Source organism: Allobranchiibius sp. GilTou38 (assembly GCF_017565325.1).
Taxonomy (GTDB): domain Bacteria; phylum Actinomycetota; class Actinomycetes; order Actinomycetales; family Dermatophilaceae; genus Allobranchiibius; species Allobranchiibius huperziae.
The window spans coordinates 13,318-38,573 of the sequence record NZ_JAGEKN010000007.1; the positions used below are offsets into that span (position 1 = coordinate 13,318).

Sequence of the window (25,256 nt, forward strand, 5' to 3'; positions counted from 1 at the left end):
CGCGGACCGTGCCACAACCGGATGCCGTACCGCGCTGCTCCGTCATATCCCACTGTCTGTAGTGGGCTTGTCGACATCGTCAGCGCTATCAGGAGTGTCATCGCGCCAGCACAACGCGGACACCAGATACACAATGGACAGCAGCAGGAAAACTGTGCCGAATATGCCTATCCAGCCCTGCCCACCGGCAAGCACCAGTGCCCATTGCCTAGCCCCCACCAGCCCGTACAGCCCCCCGAATATCCAGGACTCCCTCCGCGTACGAGTGAAGCCCCACCGTCCCCCAGGTGTACCCATCCGCAGATCTTGACACCGTCTCAGGCCACGTAGGACAAGTATTGGCCAAGCGACCGGCGCCCCGTTTGCCGAACCGTCAACGGGACGCCCTGGCGGTGCGCGACCGTGCCAGCCGGTGAGTTGCACCAACCGCCCCGCAAGACCCGTCCGGTGACGCATTTCAATCAGGGCAGGTCAAGCGAGAGGCCCCTTAGAGTTCTTTTGCCGCTTGTCCCCCACCCGGCACAAGCCGCATGAATTGGCCGCCATCTCGTCGAATCGCTACCACGCTGCTGCGGCGGTCAAGAAGTCGCCGGCGACGAGCGGCGGGTGCCACCGACCGCGACATCCGCCGCGCCCTGAAGAATTACCTCGCCCGCCACCTGAAGCACCTCGTGGAATGCCACCAGACCCTTCAACCGCCCACGGATAGTGGCCTCTGACCCCAGTTGACCCACTGCGACCAAGAACGACCGGAAAGGGTCTTCGCTGCGGCAGTGGCCACTATGGTTCGGCCTATGAGGGGTCAGAATATTCGAGGAATCGCAGCCCTGCTGGCGATCGTTGTCCTCCTGGCGGCTGCCGTGTCAGCAATTCGCTACCGCCACGCCTACGGCACCTTCAACGTGGTGGTTCGACCCGTGCACCTCTACATCGGCGGATACCGTTTCGAACCAGTAGACCAGGTTGACCTTCCGCCCCAGGAACTCGTCAGGTTCCGCCCAGGAGCGCCCCACCTGCACTCCGTCGGTACATGGTCTCTGCTCCCGGTTGTCGGCGGGCGATCCAAAGACGTCATCACACCGGACACCGGCAAATGCATCGCCTTGGCTGCCATCGAACTTGGGCATAATCACCGAGCTTTTTACGCGATGGAAGACATCGCCAACAACCCTGCCTGCGGCGCCTAACAGCCACGTCGGAAGACTCCGCACTTGACGACGCTCTATAGGAGCGTCGTTACCCAACAGGCCTCAAACACAGTCCGTCCCGGTGCTATGCCAGTAGGTTCACCGTCATGACCGCCTCAGGCGCCGACACGATGTCGATCGGCCGAAGTGTCGAACATCGTTAGCCAACCGCGCCGTTGGCCGCGGAAGGCCACTTTCGCGGTGGTCAGCGCGGTCCTCGTGGTGTGCGCCGCGGTCGCGCTACTTCTGGTCGCTCTCGACCACCGCTACGGCCCCCTGCAGGGCGGCAGCTTCAGTGGCCCGGTGGCCAACGACCTCGCCTTCATCAACGAGGACTCCTCGTACCGCCTCACCTCCGCCCCGGGAACCACGGGACAGGTGATCGGCTCCCTCTACAACCCCGGGTCGCACGCCGTGACGATCCGTTCCGCCAGCGCCGGGGACATGGCGCCCGTAATCGGCGTCCAGTGGTCGGTGTTCCACACAGTGCCCGACGGGTCGGTCTTTGGAGTCGACACACCCTGGCACTCATTCCCGGCCACGATCCCCGCGCAAGGAACCATCCGCCTGCTCCTCACGCTGCACCGGCCCACCACCTGCCCACCGAACGCCGGCTTCCGCACTGACAGCACCTTCGACAATTCGCTGCTGCTGCGGTGGAAATCCTTACTGCGAACCCATACGACGTTCGTCGACAACGTCACCCTGCCCATCAAGATCTGCTGACCCGCCCAGCACACGGGAACACGCTGCCACCCGCGATCACCCGTTGATGGAATGAGATCCGAGTCGGACAGATGTGCTCGAAAATCCCGATCGGACCTCAGACGACCACTTCCAGGCCCGTTGGCGGTGTCGTTCAGGAGTGCCCCAGAACGATCGTTCTGCGTCAGTCGGCGGGCGTGCCTACCGGGACGGGCTTCTCCGCCGCCAGGCTGTTGCCGGCCGGAATCGTCGAGCAGGTGCTGGGTGCCGGGACGCCGGCGAACCGGGCCTGCACCCACGCCGCCGCCGTGGTGAGCCAGGTGATGCCCACATCGGTGTGACCCAGCGTGCCGAACTCGGTGTACTCCACGGCGTTCCCGGCCGCGCAGTACTTGCGAGCGATGCTGCGCACATCGCCGGTGACCATCACGCCGTCCCCGGTGCCGTACTTCGCAGACGGCTGAGTGCCCTCGCTGACGCCGTACGCGCCCTGCAGGATCTGGAACGGGATGGTCGGCGACGGGGCGAGCCCGGCGTTGACCTTGTTCAGGACGGCGGCCAGTCCCGGGATCGAGTCGGGGTTGGCGTACTGCGGCTTGACCAGCTGCTGGAACGTCAGTCCGGGGTACTTGCCCTCCGCGTCGCCGATGCCCGCGTTCTTCGTCGCGCCGAGCACGGCCTTGCCGTACGTCGACAGGTAGGGCGACAGGTCCATGGCGAACCCGCGCTCCAGCCCGTTAATGGCGAGCAGGGCGACCCCGCTCCACTTGGTCGAGCCGTTGACGTACTTCAGGTTGTGCGCCGGGTCGACGTAGACGCCGCCCTCGGTCGCCCCGACCAGATGGCGGTTGATGTCGGGCGCGTACGACGGCGCCAGTTGCGCGGCCCATTCAGTCGCGATCGACCCGCCGGAGTAGCCCATCATCGCGAAGTCGGTGTTCGGCCCCAGACCGAGCGCGCTCGACTTGCCCACGGCCCGCATCGAATCCAGCGTCATGTAGCCGTTCTCCGGACCGACCGTGTAGTGCGGCACCTGACCCTCGAAGTCCGGGACGTTCACGTCGTGGCCGGCGCTCAACAGGGAGGTGAACGCGAGCTGCTCCTCCGCGAAGGTCTGCGCGCCGGGCGAGGTCGACCCCGCGATGCTGCGCGACGGGCTGTCCGCGACGTTGAGGGAGTCGTAGAAAGAGTTGTAGGTGACGACCTTGTGAGTGACGTCGGGGACGGGCGAGTGGATCACGCTCGTCACGTTGGCGACGGCCTGACCCGTCTGGGTGCGGGTGCGATAGAGGAGCTGGGTGACCTGCACGGGCGTCGCGATCCCCTGCACGTGGTAGGTGATCGTGCGGCTCTTCAGCACGGTGCCCGGCGCGAACGACGCGAGCGTGCGAGCCCCGGTATAGGAGTAGAACGGCCCGGTGCGCTCCCATCCGCCCTTCGACTGCGGCGTCGCCGCGTGTGCCGGGAGGGAGCCCGTCGCGATGGCACCTGCGGTCACGAGCAGCGCGGCAGTGGCGACGCCGTAGCGTCGTAGAGGGGTGGTTCGCATGAGGATCCTCCGCGGAGAAGTCAGCGCCGATCGACGATGTGTCGTGGGTCACTGTCGTGCCATCGAGGCTACCTTCGGGTAACCAGCCCGACGAGGCCATCGTCGGCGAGGCCATGCCCGGCACGCCTGGAAGTGACACGATGCAGGTGTGGGCCTGGACATCACCGCCGCCCGGCCGTGGCCGGCACTGCTGGATCTCCCCTGGGAGACCCCGCTCGAAGACTGGCCCGAGGACCTGCTGGCCGCGCTGCCGCGCGGGATCTCCCGTCACGTCGTACGATTCGTGCGCATCGAGGGCCGGATCATCGCGGTCAAGGAGATCAAGGCCGATATTGCCCGCCGCGAGTACTCGCTGCTGCGCAATCTGCGCCGCCTCGACCAGCCGGCGGTGGAGGCCGTCGGCATCATCGCCGGGCGCGTCGACGTGCACGGCGAACCCCTCGACGCCTGCCTGCTGACCCGACACCTGCAGTTCTCCCTGCCGTACCGCGCGATGCTCAGCCAGGCGCTGCGGTCCAGCACGGTGCAGCGTCTGATCGACGCGCTGGCAGTGCTGCTCGTGCGCCTGCACCTGAACGGCTTCTGGTGGGGCGACGTGTCGCTGTCGAACACCCTCTTCAAGCGCAACGCCGGCGAGTTCGCGGCCTACCTGGTGGACGCCGAGACCGGAGAGTTGCACAACCGACTGAGCGACGGCCAGCGCGCCCACGATCTCGACATCGCCCGGGTCAACATCGCCGGCGAGCTCATGGATCTGCAGGCAGGCGGGCTGCTGTCGGACGAGATCGACGCCATCAGCGTGTCCGAGCGAATCATGACCCGATACGCCGAGCTGTGGGCCGAGCTGACCCGCGTCGAGACCATCGACCGCGGCGAACGCTGGCTGGTGGACGAGCGCATCCGGCGCCTCAACACCCTCGGCTTCGACGTGGGCGAGCTCGACATCGAGACCGATGTCGACGGCACCCGGATCCGCATCCAGCCGAAGGTGGTCGACGCCGGGCACCACTCGCGGCGGTTGCTGCGGTTGACCGGACTGGACGTCGAGGACAACCAGGCCCGGCGGCTCCTGAACGACCTGGACTCCTTCCGTGCTGCGCACGACCGCCAGAACGATGACGAGGAGATGGTGGCGCACGACTGGCTCACCACGATCTACGAGCCGATCACCCGCGCCGCGCCGCGGGATCTGCGCGCCAAGCTGGAGCCGGCCGAGCTCTTCCACGAGGTGCTGGAGCACCGGTGGTACATGTCGGAGAAGCTCGAGCGCGACGTCTCGATCGACGAAGCGGTGCGCGACTACGTGGACTGGGTGCTGCCCGACAAACCGGACGAACGATCCGTGGTCGGCGTCGATACCCAGTCCATCCCCGTACGCGCCAGGGACTGAGATGCTGGTGAGCTCGAAAGGGACTCGTGCGGCACGCGGTCCCGCTACTCTGCTCCGCACTGACCACAACGTCGACGGGGATCACGCATGAGCAACAACGACAATCCGTGGGAACAACCTCCGAGCGGTGAGGGCGAGCCTTCGGGCTACCCCCAGTACGGCGGGCAGCCGAACCAGGGCGGATACGGCCAGCCCCCCGCTCAGGGTGGCGAGTACGGCCAGCAGGGCGGGTACGGCCAGCAGGGCGGGTACGGCCAGCAGGGCGGGTACGGCCAGGCCCCCGCCCAGGGCAGCGAGTACGGCCAGGCCCCCGCGCAGAGCGGCTACGGATCCGCGCCGCAGTACTCCGGTGCGCCCGCGCCGACGCAGGGCAACCTGTCCAGCTGGGGCAAGCGCGCCGGCGGCTATGTCATAGACATTCTCGGTCCGGTGATCGTCATCAACGTGGTCAGCGCGATCGTCGGCGCCGCCAGCAGTGGGCTCGGCACTGCGCTCCGGATCATCCTCGGCTTGGCACTGCTCGGTTTCACCATTTGGAATCGGTGGCTCCAAGGCGGTAGGACCGGTCAGTCGATCGGCCGCAAGCAGGTCGGGACCAAGCTGATCGGCGTGGAGACGGGGCAGCCGATCGGCCCGTTGATGGCCTTCGTACGCGACATCGCGCACCTCGTGGACAGCGTGATCTGCTACATCGGGTGGCTCTTCCCGCTGTGGGACAGCAAGCGGCAGACCCTCGCGGACAAGATCGTCAAGACGGTGGTCATCGACGTCCGCTGAGCGCGCGACGACTCACACAGGCAGCGACGAGCCCGCATCCGCTCCGGAGGGTGCGGGCTAGTCGCTGGGAGGTTCAGTGCTCGTGGGCGGGTGCCAGCGCACCCGACAGGTGGTCGTAGGCCGCGTGGGCGTGCAGCCGCACCCGGGTGGCCAGGGTGTCGTCGTCGGCGTAGAAGCGCGGGTTGTGGTCGGAAGGCACGCCGCACCCGCCGGGGATCGGGGTCAGGTGAACCGGGTGTCCTGCACGCCGAGCATGACGTAGAGGCCCCCGTACGCGTTCACGAACTCCACGACGCCGTGCCCGGCGATGTCGGTGTGGACCTCGTCCAGGTCGAGGGACCGTAGGTGGTCGGCGATCAACCCGGCGGTCTTCACCTCACGGTTGGACAGCTCCGGATGCTGCACGTGGTGGCGCCAGCGCACCACGTCATCGGCGACCTGGTCGACTCCGCGACCCAGCTCGGCGTACACCTCGCCATCGGTCACGGCAGCCTCCACGGGCATCGGATGTGGTCAGGACCTCGTCGCGCGCTTGCGGGCGATCTCGTAGAGCGCGACGGACGCCGCGATGCCCGCGTTGAGCGACTCGGTGCTCGCGCTCATCGGGACCGACACGATCTGGTCGCAGTTCTCTCTGACGAGCCGGGACAACCCCTTGCCCTCCGAGCCCACGACGATGACCAGCGGCTCGGTCGCCAGCTGTACGTCGGGCAGCTCGACCTCGCCGTCCATGTCGAGTCCGAGGACGAAGAACCCCGCCTTGCGGAAGTCTTCGAGGGTGCGGTTGAGGTTGCCGGCAAGAGCGACCGGCACCCGCGCCGCGGCTCCCGCCGACGTCTTCCACGCCGACGCGGTCATGCCGACCGACCGTCGCTCGGGCACGATCACGCCGTGTCCGCCGAAGGCACCGACCGAGCGGAGGATCGCGCCGAGGTTGCGGGGGTCGGTGATCCCGTCCAGCGCCACGACGAGCGGGATCCCGGGTGCCTCGGGATCGAAGAAGTCGTTGGGGTGCGCGTAGTCGTAGGGTGGCACCTGCAGCGCCAGGCCCTGGTGGACGGCGCCGTCGGTGATCCGGTCGAGCTCACCGCGCGGGGTCTCCAGGATCGGGATGGTCCGGTCGGCGGCCAGCTTCAACGCGCTGCGGACCCGGTCGTCGGACTCGATGCGCCCGGCGACGTACATCGCGGTCGCGGGGATCTCGGCCCGGAGCGCGTCCAGCACCGAGTTGCGACCGGCGACAATCTCCGAGCTGGGCTTCTTCGAGCCCGAGCGACCACGCGACGGTCCGCGCGACGAGGAGCCGCCGCCGCTCGACGCGGACTTGCTGTACGCCTTGTGATTGGGCCGCTCGGCCGCCTTCGGAGTCGGGCCCTTGCCTTCCAGTCCGCGTCGTCGCTGACCGCCGCTGCCGACGCTGGCGCCCTTGCGGCTCGCACCCTTGCGGATGGCGCCGCGGCGCTGGGAGTTGCCGGCCATGATGTGCTCTTTTCCTTGAAGTTCGTGGGCGCGATGGGTGTCGCGCGCGGGTCAGGTCTGTTCGGTGGTGGCCTCTGCCAGGGACCAGCGGGCGCCGTCGGCGGTGTCCTCGACGACCACACCGGCGGCCGCGAGCTGATCGCGCACCCGGTCGGCGGCGGCGAAGTCCTTGGCGGCTCGGGCCGCGGCACGTTGCTCGATCAGCGCGTCGACGAGGCTGCCGAGGGCGTGACCGCTGCGATCACCGCCGTCGGAGGCCCATTCGGGCGCATAGGGATTGACCCCGAGTACGTCGGTCATCGCGACGACCTGCAGGGCCAGCTCGCGTGCCTTCGCCGACTCGTGCTCGTCCAGGGCGATGTTGCCCTCGCGCACGGTGTCGAACACGACGGCGAGCGCACCGGAGACGTTCAGGTCGTCGTCCATCGCAGCCGAGAACGCCTGCGGCAGCCCAGCGTCGAACGCGGTCGGCGCACCACCCAGCGCCCGGTCGAGGAACCCCTCGATCCTTGAGACCGCGGCGGCGGCCTCATCGAGAGACCCCTCGTGGTATTCGATCGTCGAGCGGTAGTGCACCGCGCCGAGGTAGTAGCGCAGCACCAGCGGCCGCACCGTCTTGGTGATCTCGGTGACAGCCAGGGTGTTGCCGAGCGACTTGCTCATCTTCTCGCCGCCGAGCGTCACCCAGCCGTTGTGCATCCAGTAGCGCGCGAAATCCATTCCGGCCGCGCGTGACTGGGCCAACTCGTTCTCGTGGTGCGGGAAGCGCAGGTCGATGCCGCCGCCGTGGATGTCGAACGTCTCGCCGAGCCAGCGCCGCGCCATCGCCGAGCACTCCAGGTGCCAGCCGGGCCGCCCGCGACCGAACGGCGTCAGCCAGCTGGCCGACTCCGGCTCGTCACTCTTGCGACCCTTCCAGAGCGCGAAGTCGCGGGGGTCGCGTTTGCCACGCGGGTCGGCGTCGGCGGCGTCCTCCATGTCGTCGATGTTCTGGTGGGTCAGCTCGCCGTACGCGGGCCAGGACCGCACGTCGAAGTAGACGTCGCCGCTGTCGTCGGGCGCGGCATACGCGTGACCCTTCTCGATCAGTGTCTCCATCAGCTCGACCATGTCGGTGACGTGGCCGGTGGCCCGCGGCTCGTACGTCGGTCGGCCCACCCCGAGCAGGTCCAGGGCGTCGCTCGTCTGCCGCTCGTGCTCGTAGGACCACGCGAACCACTGCGCGTCGTTGGCCCGCGCCTTGTCGAGGATCTTGTCGTCGATGTCGGTGACGTTGCGGACCAGGGTCACGTCGTACGCGTGCCCGATGGTCAGCCAGCGGCGCAGGATGTCGAACGCGACGGCGAAGCGGACGTGGCCGATGTGCGGGCTGCCCTGGGTGGTGAGGCCACAGATGTAGAGCCCGACCCGGCCTTCCTGCAACGGCTGGAACTCACGCAGCTGCCGCGTGGCGGTGTCGTAGATGTGCAGGCTCACCCGCCGAGTTTATCGGGACCGCGCGGGCCCGACCGACCATCGCCGGCGCCCGAGTGGGTTGTGGGCGCAACGGTCACTTTCCTGCGACGGCGTACGGCGGGAGCGCGGGTTCGTGGCGCTACGGTCACTTTCCTGCACGCAGCGCCCGCGCCCAGACGCCCGGTCAGGAGCCGGCGTCGATCCACTCCTGCAGGTGCGGCGCCTCGTCCCCGATGGTGGTGGCGTCGCCGTGCCCGGTCAGCACCCGGGTCTGCGGCGGGAGGGTGAGCAACCGGTCCCGGATCGAATCGATGATGACCGGGAAGCTGCTGAACGAGCGTCCCGTGGCTCCCGGACCTCCCTGGAAGAGGGTGTCGCCGGTGAGGACGATCCCCAGGTCCGGGAGGTGGAAGCAGCAGGCGCCCGGCGAGTGACCGGGGGTGTGCAGCACCTCGATCCGCGCACCTGCCACGGTCTGGACGTCGCCGTCGGCGAGGTCGTCGTCGAAACGCTGCTCCGGGTAGGTGAGCTCCCACAGCGGCCAGTCGTCGGGGTGCAGCGCGATGCGCACGTCGGGTTGCACCTGCTTGATCCCCGCTGCGGCATCGATGTGGTCGTTGTGCGCGTGGGTGCACCAGATCCCGGCGATCCGGCGTCCGGCGACGGCTGCCAGGATCGGACCGGACTCGTGACCGGGATCGACGACCAGCACGCTGTCGTCGTCACCGATCAGCCAGACGTTGTTCTCCACGTCCCACGAGCCGCCGTCGAGCTCGAAGGCCCCCGACGTGGTGACCTTCTCCACCCGGACGCCGTCACGCTGTGCCACGACCTCGCTCACAGCACGACCACCGACCGCAGGACGACGTCCTCGCCGCCGCCGTGCATCTTGTCGAACGCCGCCTCGACCTCATCAAGGCCGACCTGCTCGGTGACGAAGGTGTCCAGGTCGAAGCGACCCTGGCGGTAGAGGTCGATCAGCATGGGGAAATCGCGCTCGGGCAGGCAGTCGCCGTACCAGCTGGACTTCAAGGCCCCGCCGCGGCCGAAGAGGTCGATCAGCGGCAGCTCCACCTTCAGGTCGGGCGTCGGTACGCCGACCAGTACGACCGTGCCGGCCAGATCCCTTGCGTAGAAGGCCTGTTCGTAGGTCTCCGGTCTGGCGACGGCGTCGATGACCACGTCGGCGCCGTTGCCTCCGGTCAGCTCGCGCACCCGCCCGACGACGTCCTCGGAGCGGGGGTCGATCGTGTGGGTGGCACCGAAGTGCTTGGCCAGCTCCAGCTTGCGCGGGTCGACGTCGATCGCGATGACGGTCGTCGCACCGGCGATGGACGCGCCCGCGACGGCGGCATCACCCACCCCGCCGCAGCCGATGACGGCAACACTGTCACCGCGTGTGACACCACCAGTGTTGACGGCCGCGCCGAAGCCCGCCATCACACCGCACCCGAGCAGGCCGGCCGCGACGGCGGGCGCTTCCGGGTCGACCTTGGTGCACTGGCCGGCGGCCACCAGGGTCTTCTCCGCGAACGCGCCGATGCCGAGGGCCGGGGTCAATTCGGTGCCGTCCGTGAGCGTCATCTTCTGGGTCGCGTTGTGGGTGGCGAAGCAGTACCAGGGCTTGCCCTTCTTGCAGGCCCGGCACTGCCCGCACACCGCGCGCCAGTTGAGGACCACGAAGTCGCCGGGCGCGACGTCGGTGACGCCTTCGCCGACCGCCTCGACGACACCGGCGGCCTCGTGGCCGAGCAGGAAGGGGAAGTCGTCGTTGATGCCGCCCTCGCGGTAGTGCAGGTCGGTGTGGCACACCCCGCAGGCCTGTACTGCCACGAGCGCCTCGCCCGGCCCCGGATCGGGCACCACGATGTCGACCACTTCCACGGGCTGGTTCTTCGCGCGGGCGATGACGCCCCGGACGGTCTGCGGCATACCGATACTCCCTCGATCGACGTTTCCCCCAACCTAGGCCGTCGCCGTCGGAGAAGCAGGGTCAGGCGGTGCGCCGCCTGCGCAGGAACGGGTCGGTGAGCGCGTCGGTGGTGTACGCGTTGCCGTCGTCGGAGATGTCGGTGCCGGGCGCCACGATCTCGTCAATCCGGTCCAGCACCTCGGCGCTCAGGTGCACGTCAGGAGAGCTCAGCTGACTGTCGAGCTGCTCCATCGTGCGCGGCCCGATGATGGCCGACGTGACGCCCGGGTGCTGCATCACGAACGCCAGGGCCAGTTCGATCAGCGTGATCCCGGTCTGCTCGGCGAGCACCGCAAGATCCTCGACCGCGTCCAGACGGCGCTGGTTCGCCGGGGTCGACAGGTCGAAGCGCTTGGGCATCATCTTGGTCCGGTTCGTCGTGGGCATCTCCTGGCCCTTGCGGAACCGCCCGGACAGCCAACCACCGGACAGCGGACTCCACGCGAGCACACCCATCCGGTACTTCTCGGTCACCGGCAACACCTCGCGCTCGATGCCGCGCGCCAGGATCGAGTACGGCGGCTGCTCGGTCACGAACCGCGAGAGCGCACGGTCGCGTGCGATGACCTGGCCCTCCACGATCCGGTACGCCGGGAACGTCGAGGAGCCGAACGCGCGGATCTTGCCCGCCCGCTGCAGGTCGGTCAGGGCCGCGATGGTCTCGTCGTCGTCGGTGCCGGTGTCCGGACGGTGCACCTGGTAGAGGTCGATCCAGTCGGTCTGCAGCCGGCGCAGGCTGTTCTCGACCTCCCGCACCATCCAACGCCGGGAGTTGCCGCGCTGGTTCGGGTCGCCTCCGGGCGCACCCATCGCGACGTCCATCGGGCTGTGGAACTTGGTCGCAAGAACGACATCCTGACGTCGTCCTCGAAGGGCCTTGCCGACGATGGTCTCGGACTCCCCCTGGGAGTAGACGTCGGCGGTGTCGATGAAGTTGATGCCGGAGTCCAGCGCGTGGTGGATGATCCGCGCCGACTCCTCGTGGTCCTTCTCGCCCCAGGCGCCGAACATCATGGCGCCGAGGCAGAGCGGGGTGACGTGCATGCCGGTGTGGCCGAGGTTGCGAGTGTCCATGTCTCGCAGCGTAGGCCTGCCCCCGAGTGGCATACATATGCGTCGAGTGGCGCACCTCCACGGGGTGCACTCGGCACACAGGTATGCCACTCGGCAGGGTCCGGCGGCGGGTCCGGCCGCGGGGTCAGGCGGTGGGCACGACGAGCGCGGTCGCGATCGCCGCCACGCCCTCGCCTCGCCCGGTGAGGCCGAGGCCGTCGGTCGTGGTCGCCGCCACCGAGACGGCCGCGCCGCCCAGCGCGTCCGAGAGCGCCTGCTGCGCCTCGAGCCGCCGCGGGCCGATCTTGGGCCGGTTGCCGATGACCTGCACTGTCACGTTGCCGATCTGGAAACCGTTGTCCTGCAGCAGCTCCCGCACCACCCCGAGCAGCACCGCGCCCCGCGCACCCGCGAGCTCCGGGCGGGAGGTGCCGAAGTGTTGACCGAGGTCTCCGAGGCCGGCGGCGCCGAGCAGCGCGTCGCACATCGCGTGCGCGACGACGTCGCCGTCGGAGTGTCCTTCGATCCCGCGCTCCCCCGGCCACTCCAGGCCGGCCAGGTAGAGGGGGCGGTCGTCGTCGGCGTACGGGTGGACGTCGACACCGATGCCGGTACGCGGCAATGGACTCATCGGGTGATCCTCTCCCCCGAGCTGGGAACGGCCAGCGCCGCCAGGATCGTGTCGGCGATCCGACCCGGCGAGAGCGCGGCGGTGTCGATCCGCAGGTCGGGCTGCCACGGGTGGTACTCCCGTTCCTGGATCTGCTCCCAGCTGGGCTGCGGCATGCCCTCGATGTCGCCCACCCGGGTGGACGCACGCCGGCGGTGCTCGTCCTGGTCGCTGCAGAACAACTCGACCTCCAGCAGGCGGACGCCACGACCGGCCGCCAGGTCGCGCCACGCGTCGCGGGCATACGGCACGCCGTTGACCATGTCGGCGACCACGGTCATCCCCAGGTCCAGATGATGGGCCGCCAGCTCGTAGGACACCCGGTAGCCCACCTCGCCGACCGGGTGCTGCTCCAGACCGCTGTCGACGACGGCCTGCTCGATGACATCGACTCGCAGATGGGTCAACGCCTTTCGCGCCGCCAGTGCCCGCGCCGTGGTGGTCTTGCCGACCCCGGGAAGTCCGCCGAGCACGATCAGCGTCGCTCCGTCCGGCGGTCGCAGGCGGCTCGCGGCGTTCTGCAGATCTGCCGCGGTGGTGATCTTCTCGGCCAGAGGATCGCCCTCGATGACCAGCACCCGCCCGCCGGAGCGCTCGACCATGGCGGCGTCGTCGGTGGCGGCGGCGGCGGACCCACCGTTGTGGGCGCGCTGCAGCGCGTCCCGGGTGAAACCCTGCGGGGTCTGTACGGCGCGCAGCGCGTCCCGGTCGGGGGTGGCAGTGACCAGACCCGCGTCGTCGACCTGCTTGACGGTGTCGTGCACGGCCAGACCGGGCACGACCGCGTCGTACCCCTCGCGGACCGCGCTCGCGACCCGGTCGAACAGGGCGGTCGGCGCGAGCGCACGCGCCGCGTCGTGCACCAGGACGACGTCGATGCCCGGCCCGAGGGCGCCCAGACCGGCCGCCACCGAGTCGGTGCGTTCGGCGCCGCCGGCCACCACCACGGCATCCGGGACGAGCGCCCGGAACTGCTCCAGATCAGGGGCGGGAGCGACCACGACCAGTTGCCGCAGACCTCGTACGCCGCGGGCTGCACGGGCGGCGTGCACGACGAGGGGTTCACCGGCGAGCGGCACCAACGCCTTCGGCATACCGGCGCCGAGGCGGGTGCCGAGCCCGGCGGCCACGACGACGACGCCCACCTCAGCGGAACTGGGGTGGGCGTCGGTCACGTGCGGTTCGGACGTCAGGAGGCGAGCACCTCATCGAGCGTGGCCTCGGCCTTGTCCTCGTTGGTGTGCTCGGCCAGCGCCAGCTCCGAGACGAGGATCTGGCGCGCCTTGGCCAGCATCCGCTTCTCGCCGGCGGACAGGCCACGGTCCTGGTTGCGGCGCCACAGGTCACGCACGACCTCGGACACCTTGATGACGTCGCCCGAGGCGAGCTTCTCCAGGTTGGCCTTGTAACGACGCGACCAGTTGGTCGGCTCCTCGGTGTGCTCGGCGCGCAGCACCTCGAACACCTTGTCCAGACCTTCCTTGCCGACGACGTCACGGACGCCGACCAGGTCGCAGTTCTCTGCGGGTACCTCGATGGTCAGATCGCCTTGGGCGACCTTCAGCTTGAGGTAGAGCTTCTCCTCACCTTTGATCGTTCGCTTGTTGATCTCTTCGATGAGAGCCGCACCGTGATGCGGATACACGACCGTCTCGCCGACCTTGAAAGCCATCTGTTGTTAGCCCCTTTCGCGACCCCCAGAATACCACGGCCGAACGGGCCCTCAGAAACGTTTCCGCAGGTCAGAGGGCATGCCGACGATCCACAGGCCATAAATCGACCCTTGACAGATCGACGTCTGTCGTGCACGCGCGCGATCATCCTGCGTCCGTCGCGCCACCGGCTGGCGCCCCTGTCCGGCCGAGCCGGTAGTCTCAGCGCCGTGACGCGACGACTTCGAGCCGGCAGGTCCGTACTGGGCGCCCTCGGGCTGGCGACCTCGGTGTCGCTGCTCAGTGGCTGCATGTACCTGTCACCCACGCAGACCGACGTCAGCTACAACGGGAGCAACGGCACGAACGCGACCGTGGGCGACCTGACGCTCTCCGGTGTGCTCATCTCGGCCTCGAGCAAGGGCGCCCCCGGCACCATGCAGGGGATGGTGACCAACAACAGCGACAGCACGATCGCGGTCACCGTCGCCGTGGGCGGCTCCCAGGCGAAGCTGTCCGTGCCCGCCGACACCGCGGTGCGGCTGGATGGTCAGCCCTCCGGCAACTCCACCAGCACCGTCAGCGCCGTCAAGGTCGCCTCGACTCCGGCGGCCCCGGGCGCGAAGACCACCGTCATCTTCGCCACGGCCAGCAGCGGCCAGTCGCCCGTGGTCGTGCCGGTGCTGCTGCCCGGCCAGGCCTACAACTAACCCATCGGCCACGGCCGCCTGGTGCGGCCGCTCAGTCCGTCGTCTCGAACTTGTAGCCCAGTCCTCGCACCGTGAGGATGAAACGCGGGTTCGCCGGGTCCGGCTCCAGCTTCGCCCGCAGACGCTTGATGTGCACGTCCAGCGTCTTGGTGTCGCCGACATAGTCGCTGCCCCACACCCGGTCGATGAGCTGGCCGCGGGTGAGCACCCGGCCGGTATTGCGCAGCAGCATCTCCAGCAACTCGAACTCCTTGAGCGGCAACGCGATCGCCGCGCCGTCGACGCTGACCGTGTGCCGGTCGACATCCATCCGCACCGGGCCGGCCGACAGCGTGGGGGCCATCAGCTCCTCCGGCTCCTGGCGTCGCCGGATGACCGCCTTCACCCGTGCGAGCAGCTCCCGTGAGGAGTAGGGCTTGGTGACGTAGTCGTCGGCGCCGATCTCCAGCCCGACCACTTTGTCGACCTCGCTGTCCTTGGCGGTGAGCATGATCACCGGCACGTTGGAGCGCTGCCGCAGGGCGCGGCATACGTCGATCCCGGACAGCCCCGGCAGCATCAGATCCAAGAGCACGAGGTCGGCCCCGTTGCGGTCGAACTCGGTCAGCGCATCCGGACCCGTCTCGGCCAGCCCGACGTCGTACCCCTCCTTGCGCAGCAGGTAGGACAGCGGATCGGAGATGGACTCCTCGTCCTCGACGACCAGGATGCGAGTCATGAAGTGGCCTTTCCAGGGACGGTGGGTGAGGCGTGTGACGGCAGGCGGTCGATCGACCGACCTCCGGGGTCCGGCGCGTCCTCGAGAGCGGGCGGGACGGGCAGGTGGAGCGTGAACGTCGAGCCCTGGCCCTCCTCGGACCAGACCGACACCTCGCCGCCGTGTCCGGCGACGACGTGCTTGACGATGGCCAGCCCGAGTCCGGTGCCGCCGGTACGCCGCGAGCGCGCGGGGTCCACCCGGTAGAACCGCTCGAAGATGCGCTCCTGGTCCACGGGCGAGATCCCGGCGCCCTGATCGGTGACCGCCACCGAGGCCAGAGCACCTTGGCGACGCACGGTGAGCGCGACGCGGGTGCCCGGGTCGGAGTAGTGGATGGCGTTCTCGAGCAGGTTGCGGATCGCGGTCGTGAGCAGTGCCGGGTCGCCGAAGATGCGCACGTCGGTGCCGGTCGGGCTCGCCTGGATCAGCTCGATCCGCTTGTCCTCGGCGAGCAGCCGCACATGATCGACCGCCTCGTGCGCGCACGCCACGACGTCGACCGGCACGGGCTCGTCGAACGTGTCGGACACCTGCAGCCGGGACAGCTCCACGATCTCCTGCACGAGCCGGGTGAGACGGGCGGTCTCGGCATGCATCCTGCCGGCGAAGCGGCGTACGGCGTCCGGGTCGTCGGATGCGCCCTCGACGGCCTCGGCCAGCAGGGACAGCCCGCCGACCGGCGTCTTCAGCTCGTGGCTGACGTTGACGACGAAGTCGCGCCGGGTCTCCTCGACGCGCCGGGAGTAGGTCAGGTCCTCCACCAGGGCGATGACGTGCTCGGCGCCGAGTCGCGCCACCTGGATGCGCAGGGCCAGGGTGCCGGGACCGACGGGTCCGCGTGCGACGTCGAGCTCGACCTCCCGGGTGTCGCCGTCGCGGCGCACGGCCCGGACCAGGTCGAGGATCTCCGGGTGCGCGAGCTCGCTGCGGCGCACCAGTCCGAGCGCGTCAGCACGCGGCGACGCACGCTCGACCCGATCGGAGGCGTCGACCACGATCGACATGCCCGGCAGCGCCTGGATGACCTCGATGACCTGGGGCGACAGGCTCGTGGGCCTCGTGCTCGTGGCGGTCTGCGTGGTCGCGGCACGCCGTCGCCATCCCGCGGCGGCGACACCGACGAGGAGGCCGACGACCAGAGCGGCAGCCAGACCGAGCACGACGTACACGCGGGTTAGCGTACGCAGCGAACGGAGCGCGGATGACGCGTCGGCTCGCGTCTGCCTGGTGTTCACCTGCGAGCCTGATCCCGTTCACCGACCGATGTCAGCCTCTGGGCGACCCACCCGGCAAGCCGAGGACAATGAGCGCATGCGCGACGCCTTTCACGAAGACCTGGACAAGATCTCCGACGACCTGGTCGAGATGACCCGACTCGTCGGCATCGCGATGACCAGGGCTACCGACGCACTGCTCCAGGCGGATCTGTCGCTGGCCGAGAGTGTCATCGCGGCCGACGACGACATCGATCAGCTGCGCCGGCAGGTCGACGACCACGCCATCGATCTGCTCGCCCGCCAGCAGCCGGTCGCCACGGACCTGCGGATGGTCGTGACGGCCATGCACATGGCCTCCGACATCGAGCGGATGGGCGACCTGGCCCGGCACATCGCCAAGGTGGCGCGGATGCGCTACCCCGAGCACGGCGTGCCCGACGAGCTGCGTGAGGTCATCACCGACATGGAGAGGACCGCCGCGCACCTGGCTGCGAAGACCGGTGAGGCGATCGCCCACAAGGACGCGCTGGCCGCCGTCGAGATCGAGAAGGACGACGACGCGCTGGATCAGCTGCACCGCAAGGTGTTCGCCACGCTGGTCGACCACAGCTGGGCGCACGGCACCGAAGCGGCCGTCGACGCGACGCTGATCAGCCGTTACTACGAGCGGTTCGGCGACCACGCTGTCGCCGTGGCGGCCCGCATCGTCTACCTGGTGACCGGCCGGTACGCCGACCAGCAGAGCTGACACTCACCGCCGCCTGCCCGGCGGCGCACGTTGACGGTGTTCCCGGCGGGTGACGGCGTTCGAACGCCGTCAATGGATGCGAACGCCGCCAGGGTCAGCCCCGGCCCGGCGGTCAGCGACCCTGGTTGGCCACCGCTTCGGCCGCCGCCTTCGCGGTCTCCGGGTCGAGGTACTCCCCGCCGGCCACGGTCGGCTTGAAGTCGTCGTCGAGGTGGTAGACCAACGGCATCCCGGTGGGGATGTTGAGGCCCACGATGTCGTCGTCGCTGACGCCGTCCAGGTGCTTGACCATCGCGCGCAGGCTGTTGCCGTGGGCGGCGACCAGCACGGTCTTGCCCTCCTGCAGGTCCGGCTTCAGGTCCGACTCCCAGTAGGGCAGGAAGCGCGCGATGACGTCCTTGAGGCACTCGGTGCGGGGTGCGTCGGCGCCGAGATCGGCGTACCGGGGGTCGCCGTCCTGGCTGAACTCCGAACCCGGTTCGATCGCCGGCGGCGGCACGTCGTACGAGCGACGCCAGGTCATGAACTGCTCCTCGCCGAACTCCTCCAGCGTGGCCTTCTTGTCCTTGCCCTGCAGCGCTCCGTAGTGCCGCTCATTGAGCCGCCACGAGCGCTTCACCGGGATCCACTGGCGGTCGGCGATGTCGAGCGCCAGGCCGGCGGTCGTGATCGCCCGGCGCAGCAGCGAGGTGTGGACGACGTCCGGCAGCAGGCCGGCGTCCTTGATCAACTCCCCGCCGTGCACAGCTTCGTCGCGACCCTTGTCCGTCAGCGGGACGTCGACCCACCCGGTGAAGAGGTTCTTCGCGTTCCAGTCCGATTCGCCGTGCCGCAGCAACACCAGGGTGTGAGTCATGCCGGTCAGTCTAGGAGGGGGGTCAGTCCTGCAGCAGATGTGCGAAAGCCTCGAGGTTGCGAGTGGACTCACCGCGCTTGATCCGCCAGGCCCACTCGCGCTTCATCGACGACAGGAAGCCGATGACCAGCAGCTCGTTGAAGGGTGCGTCGGCCGCGTCCAGGACCGCGCCGAGCACGTCGTCCAGGTAGTCCGGTCCGACCGCCGCGAGCGGCACCCGGCCGCCGACGTAGACATCGCCGGTGCCGTCGATCGAGTAGGCCACCGCCCCCATCCGCAGGTTGCGCCGCAGCAGGAAGGTGTAGAACCCCTCGGCGTTCTCGTCCGGGTGACGGATGACGAACGCCGTTGTCGTCAGTGCTTTCTCGCCGACCAGCAGCGACGTGACCGTCTTGAGCTTGCGATCGCCCGGGAGGGTGACGACGTACTCGCCGTCGCGGGCGCCGGTCTCCCACTCCAGGTCGGCGTCGGCGAGGAACGAGCGGATGGTCTCGTGGACACCCGCGTGCGCGGGGCTCACGGGATCACGGCCTCGGCGAGCGGAAGCTCCAGCAGCCGGGCCGAGCCCGCGTCGTCGGCGACGTCGGTGCGCGCGTCGCGGCAGGCCCGCTCGTAGACCGCCATCAACTCATCGGTCGTGCGTTCCCAGCCGTAGCGCTGCGCATGCTCGACGGCCTTGTGCGCCAGAGCTTTCCGCTCGTCCGGGGTGCTGTCGAGCACCGCCAGCAACCGCTCGGCCCACACCGCCGGGTCATGTCCTTGCACGAGGACGCCGGCGCTTCCGACCGCGCGCGGCAGGCCGCCGACGTCGGCGGCCACGACCGTCGCGCCGCAGGCCTGCGCCTCCAGGGCCACCAGGCCGAACGATTCGGAGCGGGAGGGGACGGCGACCGCGTCGCTCGCGCGGAACCATCGTGCCAGCTCCTGACGCGGCACGGGCGGCACGAATTGCACGATGTCGGCGATCCCGAGCTCACGGGCCAACGCCTGCAGGGCGCGCGGCTTCTCCAGACCCGATCCGCTCGGCCCACCGATGACCGCCACGATCAGACGCCGCCGCCGTTCGGGATCGCGCCGCACCATCTCGGCGGCAGCCCGCAACAGCACATCCGGTCCCTTGAGCGCCTGGATCCGGCCGACGAAGAGCACCAGCTCCGCGTCCTGCGGCAGCTCGAGGGCCTCGCGGGCGGCCTGCTGATCGCCCGGGGCGAAGGTGACCAGATCGACCCCCGGCGGTACGACGCGCACCCTGGCCGGGTCGGCGTCGTACAGCTCGACGAGCTCGCGCGCCTCGATCTCGGTGTTGGCGACCAGCAGGCTGGCGGCTCGCACGACCTGCTCCTCGCCGATCTCCCGACCGGCCGGCTCGGGCCGATCGCCTTGCGCCAGCGAGCGGTTCTTCACCTTGGCCATCGTGTGCATGGTGTGCACGAGCGGCACATTCCACCGGTCGGCGGCCAGCCAGCCGACCTGACCGGACAGCCAGTAGTGGGAGTGCACCAGGTCGTAGTGACCTTCGGGGCTGATCGCCACGAGCCGCATCACCCCGGCCGCGAACGCGCACAGCTGACCCGGAAGATCGTCCTTGGACAGTCCCTCGTAGGGGCCGGCGTCGATATGACGCACCAGCACGCCGGGTGCGACGGGTACGACCTCGGCCGAGGCGGCGCTCGTCCGCCGGGTGAAGATCTCGACCTCCACACTGCGCTCGCCGAGGCGACGTGCGGTCTCCAGGACGTAGACGTTCATCCCACCGGCGTCCCCGGTGCCGGGCTGCTCCAGCGGCGAGGTGTGCACGCTGATCATCGCCACTCGCCGTACGGCGGAGGGGATCTCGGGCAGAGGTGGCATCGCCGTCCAGTCTGGCACGGCCCGGACAGCGCGTCCCGGTACCCTCGCCCGGTGCGAGAGGTGAAACCGGTGGGTCTGGTGACCCGAGGCACCACCGCACCCAACAGGCTGCGGCGCTGCGACCGGTGGCTCACCGGTCCGCAGGCGTGGCGGCTTCGCACCGTCGATCGGCCCCTCGTGGTCGACCTCGGATACGGCCGCCACCCCGTGACCGCAGTCGAGCTGCACCACCGGCTGCGCGCCGTACGCCGGGACACCGAGGTGGTCGGCGTCGAGATCGAACCCGCCAGGGTCGCCGACGCCCTGCCCCTGCAGCGACCCGGACTGTCCTTCGTACGAGGCGGATTCGAGATACCGGTGAGCGGGCGGGTGCAGGTCGTCCGCGCGTTCAACGTGCTGCGCCAGTACGACGAGGCGCACGTCGCGCAGGCCTGGCCCCGGATGCAGGCGAGGCTCGCCCCGGACGGTCTGGTGGTCGACGGCACCTGCGACGAGATCGGTCGGGTCGCGAGCTGGGTGGCGCTGGACGCGGGCGGCCCGCTCTCGCTGACCGTCTCGCTGCGACTGGCAGATCTGACGACGCCGTCGGTCGTGGCCGAGCGCCTGCCCAAGGCCCTCATCCATCGCAACGTCCCCGGCGAGCGGGTGCACGCGTTCCTCGACGCGCTCGACGAGGCGTGGGAGCGGGCCAGCCCGCTGTCGGCGTACGGCTCGCGCCAGCGTTTCATCTCCGCCGCTCGCGCACTGCACGATGCCGGCTGGCCGTTGCACGACGGACCCGCCCGGTGGCGGATGGGCGAGATCACCGTCGACTGGGACGCGGTCCGCCCCGGCTCCTGACCGGGGCGGAGGCGTTCAGGCGGGTCGACCGGTGGCCGCGACGTACGCCGTGCCGGTGCCCGTGAACGACAGCGCTCCCTCGGCCGCCTCGACGAACACCGCCTGACCCGGGCACAGGGTCAGAGCCTCCCCGTCGCACGTCACCCGCACCGACCCGCCGAGTGCCAGCACGATGCGCGGACCGGTCTCGGCGACCTGGGCCGGCTCTTCTCCCTGATCAACCAGGGACAGCGAGAACTCTTGCGCCGACTGCGGATAGCGCACCACCCGTCCGACCCGCTCGCCGACCTCGGCGACCATCTGGCGGTGCACCTGCACGATCCGCAGCAGTTCGGCCACGTCGATCTTCTTGGGCGTGAGCCCCGCGCGCACGACGTTGTCGGAGTTGGCGAGGATCTCGATGGCGGCACCCCGCACGTAGGCGTGCAGCACCCCCGCGGGAACGAAGACGTAGGTGCCCGGAGCCTCGACCCGATGGTGCATCGTGAGCAGCACGACGAGACCGACATCGCCCGGGTAGTCCACGGCCACGGACCGGACGGCGTCCGCGACATCGGCCGGGATGGCGTGCGCCCCGTCGAGCGCCGTGAGCGTCCGCTCGACCAGGTCCGGGCGGGCGTCGACCGGGGTCGCCAGGATGCCCGCCAGGATGTCATGCGCGGTGAGGGATTCTCTTGCGATCGCCCGCAGTTCCGGCACCCCCAGACTGCCGAACCGGGCCACGATCTCGTCGTACGGCACCATCCCGGCGAACATCTCGAACGGCGTCAGCGGGACGACCGCCTCCGGCTTCGGGGAGCGGTCGGTGTAGGTCCCCGCTGCCGCGTCCAGCGCCTGCCGGGCATCCGGATGACACTGGATCGACAGAGCCCGCTCAGGGGCGAGCACCTTGAGCAGGAACGGAAGCCGATCACCGGTGCGCGCCGCGAGGTCCGCGCCCAGCGTGCGCGCCGGGTCGGCGGCGATGATCTGGTCCAGCGTGGTGTCGTCGAGCAGCGCCGGCGCCGCCTCGTGCGCGCCGAGCCACAACTCCGCCTCCGGCTCGTGCGTCGGTGCGGATCGCCCGGTGAGTTCGGCCAGGACGGTGTGCGAGCCCCAGGCGTACGACCGCACCCGGCCGGTCAATCTCCGCATCAGTGCTGGAGATTCACCACGGTCCGTAGGGGCCCTGGTTACTGGACTCCCTGGCCTTGCCGAGCACCTGTCGCAGCGCGGGGCGCACGTCGACGAGGTAGACGGCCGAGCCCACGATCGCGATGATCCCGAGGAAGCCGATCGGGCTCTGCACCGTCAGGATCCCGAGCAGCAGCGCGATCCCGGTGATGAGCAGCCACTTGTTCTTGGTCAGCTTGCCCGCGGCGCGGAACGCGTCCTCGCGGTGGCGCAGGCAGTCCACGAACGCCACGACCTCACACGCCAGCATGGCCAAACCGAGGACCAGCGCGATCCAGTACTGGACGAAGGAGAGGCCGGTCAGCAGGTTCATGGCAAGAGTCTACGTTCGCCACCTGTGCCGATTCCCCGGTATCCGACGCGACGATTCGCGCCGTTGGCGGGCTCTCGGGCCTGCCGCGGGTCGCCTCAGGTCTCGATCAGGACCGTGAAAGGGCCGTCACCGGTGAGGGTGACGCTCATCTGCGCTCCGAAGCGACCCGTCTCGACGTGTACCCCTCGCTCCCGCAACGCCGCCACGACATGCTCGACCAGCGGCTCGGCGTACGCCGCGGGCGCCGCCGCCCCCCAGGACGGTCGCCGCCCGCGTCGGGTGTCGCCGTACAGCGTGAACTGGGAGACCACGAGCACCGGCGCTCCCAGATCGAGCACCGACCGCTCATCGGACAGGATGCGCAGCTCGGCGATCTTGCGGGCCACGAGCTCGGCCTCGGCGGTCGAGTCCTCGTGCGTGATACCGACGAGCGCCACCAGACCAGGGGTGTCGATCCGCCCGACGCACTCCTCGCTGACGTCGACGCGCGCCTTCGTGACGCGTTGCACTACCGCCCGCACGCGGGTCTCAGATGGCTACGGGGAGCACTGCGCCCACGGGCTGCCCGTGACCGAGGACCGGGACGTCAGCGATCTCGTCGAGCCCGGCGCTGTCGACACCCGCGGAGCGCAGCAGCGCGGCCATCACGACCTGACGTGCCCGCTGGCTGCCGTCGGCGATCTTCACCGCGAACCCGCGACCGTCGGGCAGACCAACGGCGTAGACGGCCTCCGCGCCGTCCTTCGCGACGGCGCCCGGCACTGCGCGGATCAGCGCCGTGACGTCCCGGCGGGTCCCGCCGAGATACTCCGGGTGCGCGCGGATGGCATGCGCGACGCGGCCCTCGTAAGTTGCCTCGTCCGCAGCAGCGATACGTCCGAACGCTCGCGCGAGACCGGCCAGCGAGATCGCCATCACCGGGGCGCCGCAGCCGTCGACAGCGGTCGCGCTCACCTGCTCGCCCGCGATCTCGGAGATGGTCTGCTCCATCGACTGCTGCAAGGGGTGCGCCGGGTCGAGGTAGGTGCTCGGGTCCCATCCGGCGGCCCGGCACGCGCCGAGCATCCCGGCGTGCTTGCCGGAGCAGTTCTGCGCGAGGGAGGTGGGGCCGTGGCCGGCCGCGAGCCAGTCGTTGCGGGCCTGCACGTCGTACGGCAGGTCGGGGGTGTTCTGCAGGTCCTCCGGCGAGAAATCGTGCTCGGCCAGGATGTGGCGCACCCCGTCGAGGTGGAAGGCCTCCCCCGAGTGACTGGCCGAGGCCAGGGCGAGCAGCGGGGCGTTGAGCTGCAACCCCGCCTTCAACATCGCCACGGCCTGCAGGGGCTTGTTGGAGGACCGGGGGAAGCAGGGAGCGCCGGCGTCCCCGATCTGCCGGACCACCGCGCCGTCCGGGGCCGTCAGGACCGCGCAGCCGTGGTGCACCGACTCCACGAATCCGTTTCGTACGACGTGCGCCACCACGGGCGCACCGGACAGGGCTTCGACCGAACTCACCCGAGCACGATAGGTGCCCGCCCCTAAAACACCGAAACCCCCCGTCCTACCGACGAATCGGTACGACGGGGAGTCGCGTGGTGCTGCCCGGTGCGCCGCCGTCGGGCAGCGCACCGGACAGTGCTCAGGAGCTGGAGCTCGTGGTGCTGGGGGTCGAGCTCGAGGTGGTGGTGTTCGCGGTGGTGCCGGTCGACGCGGGCGTGGTGGACGTGGTCGTCTTCTTCGCTGCGGTCTTGCGGGCCGGCGTGGCCTTCGCGGTGGTGGTCTTGCGGGCCGGGGTCGCCTTCGCGGTGGTGGTCTTGGCCGCGCTCTTCTTGGCGGTCGACTTCTTCGCGGTGGTCTTCTTGGCGGCAGCCTTCTTCGGGCCGGGCTTGCGGGCGCTCGGCTTGGCGTTGCCCTCCTTGGCGGCGGCGCTGCGGCCGTCGCGCTCGGCGACGCGGCTCAGGCGCGAGGTGTCACTGGACACCCGGGCGGCCACACCGGCGACGTTGCGGGCGACCTCCTTGCGACCGGCGAAGACGGTGCTCTTGGCGGTTGACGTGGTCCCCGCCGCAGTCTTGCGGGCCTGCTTGCGCACGTCGTCGGCCTGCTTGCGGGCCCGACCGGTGATGCTGTCGGTCTGCGCCTGCAGCTTCTTGGCGACCGGCTGGTTGCGCAGGTCGTCGATGACCTTCTGGCCGCGGGCGACCAGGTCGTTGTAGGACTTCTCCAGGTCGCTCTGCACCTGGGTCACGGTGGAGGTCGCGGTCTGCGGGAGCGCCTCGATCTGGGCGACGAGGTCGTTCACGGCCTCGGTGACGCGGCCCTGGGTCTCGGCGAGCCGGGCCTGGACGGCCTTCGGCTGGGCCTCGGTGCGCAGCGCCTCCGCACGCTCACCGGCCTGGTCGAGCAGCTCGAGCACGTTGTTGACCGCCGCGTCGGCGGCTCCGACGAGCGCGTAGAGGGGGGTGTTGTTCTCGGTCTTCTTCGATGACTTGGCAGCCATGATCGATACCTTTCCGTTGGACGTGATGGATGTTCGGTTCAGCTGGAGTGCTTCGGTTCGTCGTCGACGAACGATGCGTAGAGATCGAGCAGGACACCGCGCTGACGATCGGTGAGCAGCGGGTCGGCGCGGATCGCCGTACGCACGTCGAGTGCGCTGCGCTCACCGCCCGACGGATCGGCATCGAGCAGACCGGCGTGCACGTAGAGCTGCTCGGCGGAGATGCGCAGCCCCTTGGCCAGTGCCTGCAGGATCTCGCCGCTGGGCTTCTTCAGCCCCCGCTCGATCTGGGACAGATAGGGATTGCTGATCCCGGAGCGCTCGGCCAGCTGCCGCAAGGAGAGCTGTGCCTGCTGGCGCTGCTCCTTCAGGAAGCCGCCCAGATCGCTCACGGGACTCGGTGTCATGTGACCAGTATGC

29 protein-coding genes are annotated in these 25,256 nt (G+C 69.5%); 7 read left to right on the forward strand and 22 right to left on the reverse strand.

Annotated features, from left to right (window positions below; all coding sequences use genetic code 11):
- Positions 1-794: 794 nt before the first annotated feature.
- Both JOB34_RS09240 and JOB34_RS09245 read left to right on the forward strand, forming a co-directional pair.
- Positions 795-1,187 (forward strand): hypothetical protein, encoded by a 393-nt coding sequence (locus JOB34_RS09240; RefSeq protein WP_208052456.1) that lies wholly within the window; start codon positions 795-797, stop codon positions 1,185-1,187.
- Positions 1,188-1,388: 201 nt separating this feature from the next.
- Entirely contained in the window at positions 1,389-1,913 is a 525-nt protein-coding gene (locus JOB34_RS09245; RefSeq protein ID WP_208052457.1) for a hypothetical protein, read from the forward strand.
- A gap of 163 nt (positions 1,914-2,076) precedes the next feature.
- Here JOB34_RS09245 and JOB34_RS09250 read toward each other — a convergent pair whose 3' ends face one another.
- A complete protein-coding gene (locus tag JOB34_RS09250) occupies positions 2,077-3,441 on the reverse strand; it encodes a lipase family protein (protein ID WP_208052458.1) in 1,365 nt (454 codons plus the stop codon).
- A gap of 148 nt (positions 3,442-3,589) precedes the next feature.
- Between JOB34_RS09250 and JOB34_RS09255 the strand changes: the two genes are divergently transcribed.
- On the forward strand, positions 3,590-4,831 hold the full coding sequence (locus JOB34_RS09255) for a DUF4032 domain-containing protein (protein WP_208052459.1): 1,242 nt from the start codon (positions 3,590-3,592) through the stop codon (positions 4,829-4,831).
- 87 nt (positions 4,832-4,918) lie between these two features.
- Entirely contained in the window at positions 4,919-5,608 is a 690-nt protein-coding gene (locus tag JOB34_RS09260; RefSeq protein ID WP_208052460.1) for an RDD family protein, read from the forward strand.
- Between the two features lie 73 nt (positions 5,609-5,681).
- Here JOB34_RS09260 and JOB34_RS17870 read toward each other — a convergent pair whose 3' ends face one another.
- The 10 genes from JOB34_RS17870 to JOB34_RS09305 all read right to left on the reverse strand — a co-directional run bounded on the left by JOB34_RS17870 (position 5,682) and on the right by JOB34_RS09305 (position 13,909).
- Positions 5,682-5,807 (reverse strand): hypothetical protein, encoded by a 126-nt coding sequence (locus tag JOB34_RS17870; protein WP_279538905.1) that lies wholly within the window; start codon positions 5,805-5,807, stop codon positions 5,682-5,684.
- Positions 5,808-5,830: 23 nt separating this feature from the next.
- Positions 5,831-6,094: a hypothetical protein gene (locus JOB34_RS09265; RefSeq protein ID WP_208052461.1), complete on the reverse strand. Its 264-nt coding sequence runs from the start codon at positions 6,092-6,094 to the stop codon at positions 5,831-5,833.
- 27 nt (positions 6,095-6,121) lie between these two features.
- Positions 6,122-7,087 carry a 23S rRNA (guanosine(2251)-2'-O)-methyltransferase RlmB gene (rlmB, locus tag JOB34_RS09270; protein WP_208052462.1) on the reverse strand — a complete coding sequence of 322 codons (966 nt, stop codon included), beginning with the start codon at positions 7,085-7,087 and terminating at the stop codon, positions 6,122-6,124.
- 51 nt (positions 7,088-7,138) lie between these two features.
- Complete coding sequence (gene cysS, locus JOB34_RS09275) at positions 7,139-8,563, reverse strand: cysteine--tRNA ligase (RefSeq protein WP_208052463.1); 1,425 nt, start codon at positions 8,561-8,563, stop codon at positions 7,139-7,141.
- 163 nt (positions 8,564-8,726) lie between these two features.
- A complete protein-coding gene (locus JOB34_RS09280; RefSeq protein ID WP_208052464.1) occupies positions 8,727-9,383 on the reverse strand; it encodes an MBL fold metallo-hydrolase in 657 nt (218 codons plus the stop codon).
- Positions 9,380-10,474 (reverse strand): S-(hydroxymethyl)mycothiol dehydrogenase, encoded by a 1,095-nt coding sequence (locus tag JOB34_RS09285; RefSeq protein ID WP_208052465.1) that lies wholly within the window; start codon positions 10,472-10,474, stop codon positions 9,380-9,382. Before JOB34_RS09285 ends, JOB34_RS09280 begins: the two co-directional genes overlap by 4 nt.
- A gap of 61 nt (positions 10,475-10,535) precedes the next feature.
- Positions 10,536-11,588: an aldo/keto reductase gene (locus JOB34_RS09290; RefSeq protein ID WP_208052466.1), complete on the reverse strand. Its 1,053-nt coding sequence runs from the start codon at positions 11,586-11,588 to the stop codon at positions 10,536-10,538.
- 124 nt (positions 11,589-11,712) lie between these two features.
- On the reverse strand, positions 11,713-12,198 hold the full coding sequence (ispF, locus tag JOB34_RS09295; RefSeq protein WP_208052467.1) for a 2-C-methyl-D-erythritol 2,4-cyclodiphosphate synthase: 486 nt from the start codon (positions 12,196-12,198) through the stop codon (positions 11,713-11,715).
- Complete coding sequence (gene ispD / locus JOB34_RS18105; protein WP_208052468.1) at positions 12,195-13,412, reverse strand: 2-C-methyl-D-erythritol 4-phosphate cytidylyltransferase; 1,218 nt, start codon at positions 13,410-13,412, stop codon at positions 12,195-12,197. Before ispD ends, ispF begins: the two co-directional genes overlap by 4 nt.
- Before the next feature lie 14 nt (positions 13,413-13,426).
- Positions 13,427-13,909, reverse strand: coding sequence for a CarD family transcriptional regulator (locus JOB34_RS09305; protein ID WP_179482905.1), 483 nt, complete (start codon positions 13,907-13,909; stop codon positions 13,427-13,429).
- Between the two features lie 210 nt (positions 13,910-14,119).
- Between JOB34_RS09305 and JOB34_RS09310 the strand changes: the two genes are divergently transcribed.
- Positions 14,120-14,599, forward strand: a complete 480-nt coding sequence (locus tag JOB34_RS09310; protein ID WP_208052469.1) for a hypothetical protein — start codon at positions 14,120-14,122, stop codon at positions 14,597-14,599.
- Positions 14,600-14,630: 31 nt separating this feature from the next.
- On the opposite strand, the gene JOB34_RS09315 is transcribed toward JOB34_RS09310, so the two are convergent.
- A complete protein-coding gene (locus tag JOB34_RS09315; protein ID WP_179482909.1) occupies positions 14,631-15,317 on the reverse strand; it encodes a response regulator transcription factor in 687 nt (228 codons plus the stop codon).
- Positions 15,314-16,528 (reverse strand): ATP-binding protein, encoded by a 1,215-nt coding sequence (locus tag JOB34_RS09320; protein WP_347813808.1) that lies wholly within the window; start codon positions 16,526-16,528, stop codon positions 15,314-15,316. Before JOB34_RS09320 ends, JOB34_RS09315 begins: the two co-directional genes overlap by 4 nt.
- A 142-nt stretch (positions 16,529-16,670) precedes the next feature.
- On the opposite strand from JOB34_RS09320, the gene phoU reads away from it, so the two are divergent.
- Positions 16,671-17,324, forward strand: coding sequence for a phosphate signaling complex protein PhoU (gene phoU / locus JOB34_RS09325; protein ID WP_208052470.1), 654 nt, complete (start codon positions 16,671-16,673; stop codon positions 17,322-17,324).
- A 112-nt stretch (positions 17,325-17,436) separates the two neighbouring features.
- On the opposite strand, the gene JOB34_RS09330 is transcribed toward phoU, so the two are convergent.
- The 3 genes from JOB34_RS09330 to mshA are packed head-to-tail and all read right to left on the reverse strand — an operon-like array spanning position 17,437 to position 20,031.
- Positions 17,437-18,180 carry a phosphoglyceromutase gene (locus JOB34_RS09330; RefSeq protein WP_208052471.1) on the reverse strand — a complete coding sequence of 248 codons (744 nt, stop codon included), beginning with the start codon at positions 18,178-18,180 and terminating at the stop codon, positions 17,437-17,439.
- Positions 18,181-18,202: 22 nt separating this feature from the next.
- Positions 18,203-18,700, reverse strand: a complete 498-nt coding sequence (locus tag JOB34_RS09335; RefSeq protein WP_208052472.1) for a YbjN domain-containing protein — start codon at positions 18,698-18,700, stop codon at positions 18,203-18,205.
- Complete coding sequence (gene mshA, locus JOB34_RS09340) at positions 18,697-20,031, reverse strand: D-inositol-3-phosphate glycosyltransferase (protein ID WP_208052473.1); 1,335 nt, start codon at positions 20,029-20,031, stop codon at positions 18,697-18,699. Before mshA ends, JOB34_RS09335 begins: the two co-directional genes overlap by 4 nt.
- Before the next feature lie 51 nt (positions 20,032-20,082).
- Between mshA and JOB34_RS09345 the strand changes: the two genes are divergently transcribed.
- Positions 20,083-20,871: a class I SAM-dependent methyltransferase gene (locus tag JOB34_RS09345; RefSeq protein ID WP_208052474.1), complete on the forward strand. Its 789-nt coding sequence runs from the start codon at positions 20,083-20,085 to the stop codon at positions 20,869-20,871.
- 15 nt (positions 20,872-20,886) lie between these two features.
- Here JOB34_RS09345 and manA read toward each other — a convergent pair whose 3' ends face one another.
- The 6 genes from manA to JOB34_RS09375 all read right to left on the reverse strand — a co-directional run bounded on the left by manA (position 20,887) and on the right by JOB34_RS09375 (position 25,243).
- Complete coding sequence (manA, locus tag JOB34_RS09350) at positions 20,887-22,005, reverse strand: mannose-6-phosphate isomerase, class I (RefSeq protein ID WP_208052475.1); 1,119 nt, start codon at positions 22,003-22,005, stop codon at positions 20,887-20,889.
- A gap of 13 nt (positions 22,006-22,018) precedes the next feature.
- Positions 22,019-22,357 carry a DUF2516 family protein gene (locus tag JOB34_RS09355; protein WP_179482930.1) on the reverse strand — a complete coding sequence of 113 codons (339 nt, stop codon included), beginning with the start codon at positions 22,355-22,357 and terminating at the stop codon, positions 22,019-22,021.
- Positions 22,358-22,452: 95 nt separating this feature from the next.
- Positions 22,453-22,878 carry a D-aminoacyl-tRNA deacylase gene (dtd, locus tag JOB34_RS09360; RefSeq protein WP_208052476.1) on the reverse strand — a complete coding sequence of 142 codons (426 nt, stop codon included), beginning with the start codon at positions 22,876-22,878 and terminating at the stop codon, positions 22,453-22,455.
- Between the two features lie 7 nt (positions 22,879-22,885).
- Positions 22,886-23,851, reverse strand: coding sequence for an asparaginase (locus JOB34_RS09365; protein ID WP_208052477.1), 966 nt, complete (start codon positions 23,849-23,851; stop codon positions 22,886-22,888).
- 124 nt (positions 23,852-23,975) lie between these two features.
- Positions 23,976-24,836, reverse strand: a complete 861-nt coding sequence (locus JOB34_RS09370; RefSeq protein WP_208052478.1) for a hypothetical protein — start codon at positions 24,834-24,836, stop codon at positions 23,976-23,978.
- Between the two features lie 38 nt (positions 24,837-24,874).
- Entirely contained in the window at positions 24,875-25,243 is a 369-nt protein-coding gene (locus JOB34_RS09375) for a helix-turn-helix transcriptional regulator (protein ID WP_208052479.1), read from the reverse strand.
- Between the last annotated feature and the right edge of the window lie 13 nt (positions 25,244-25,256).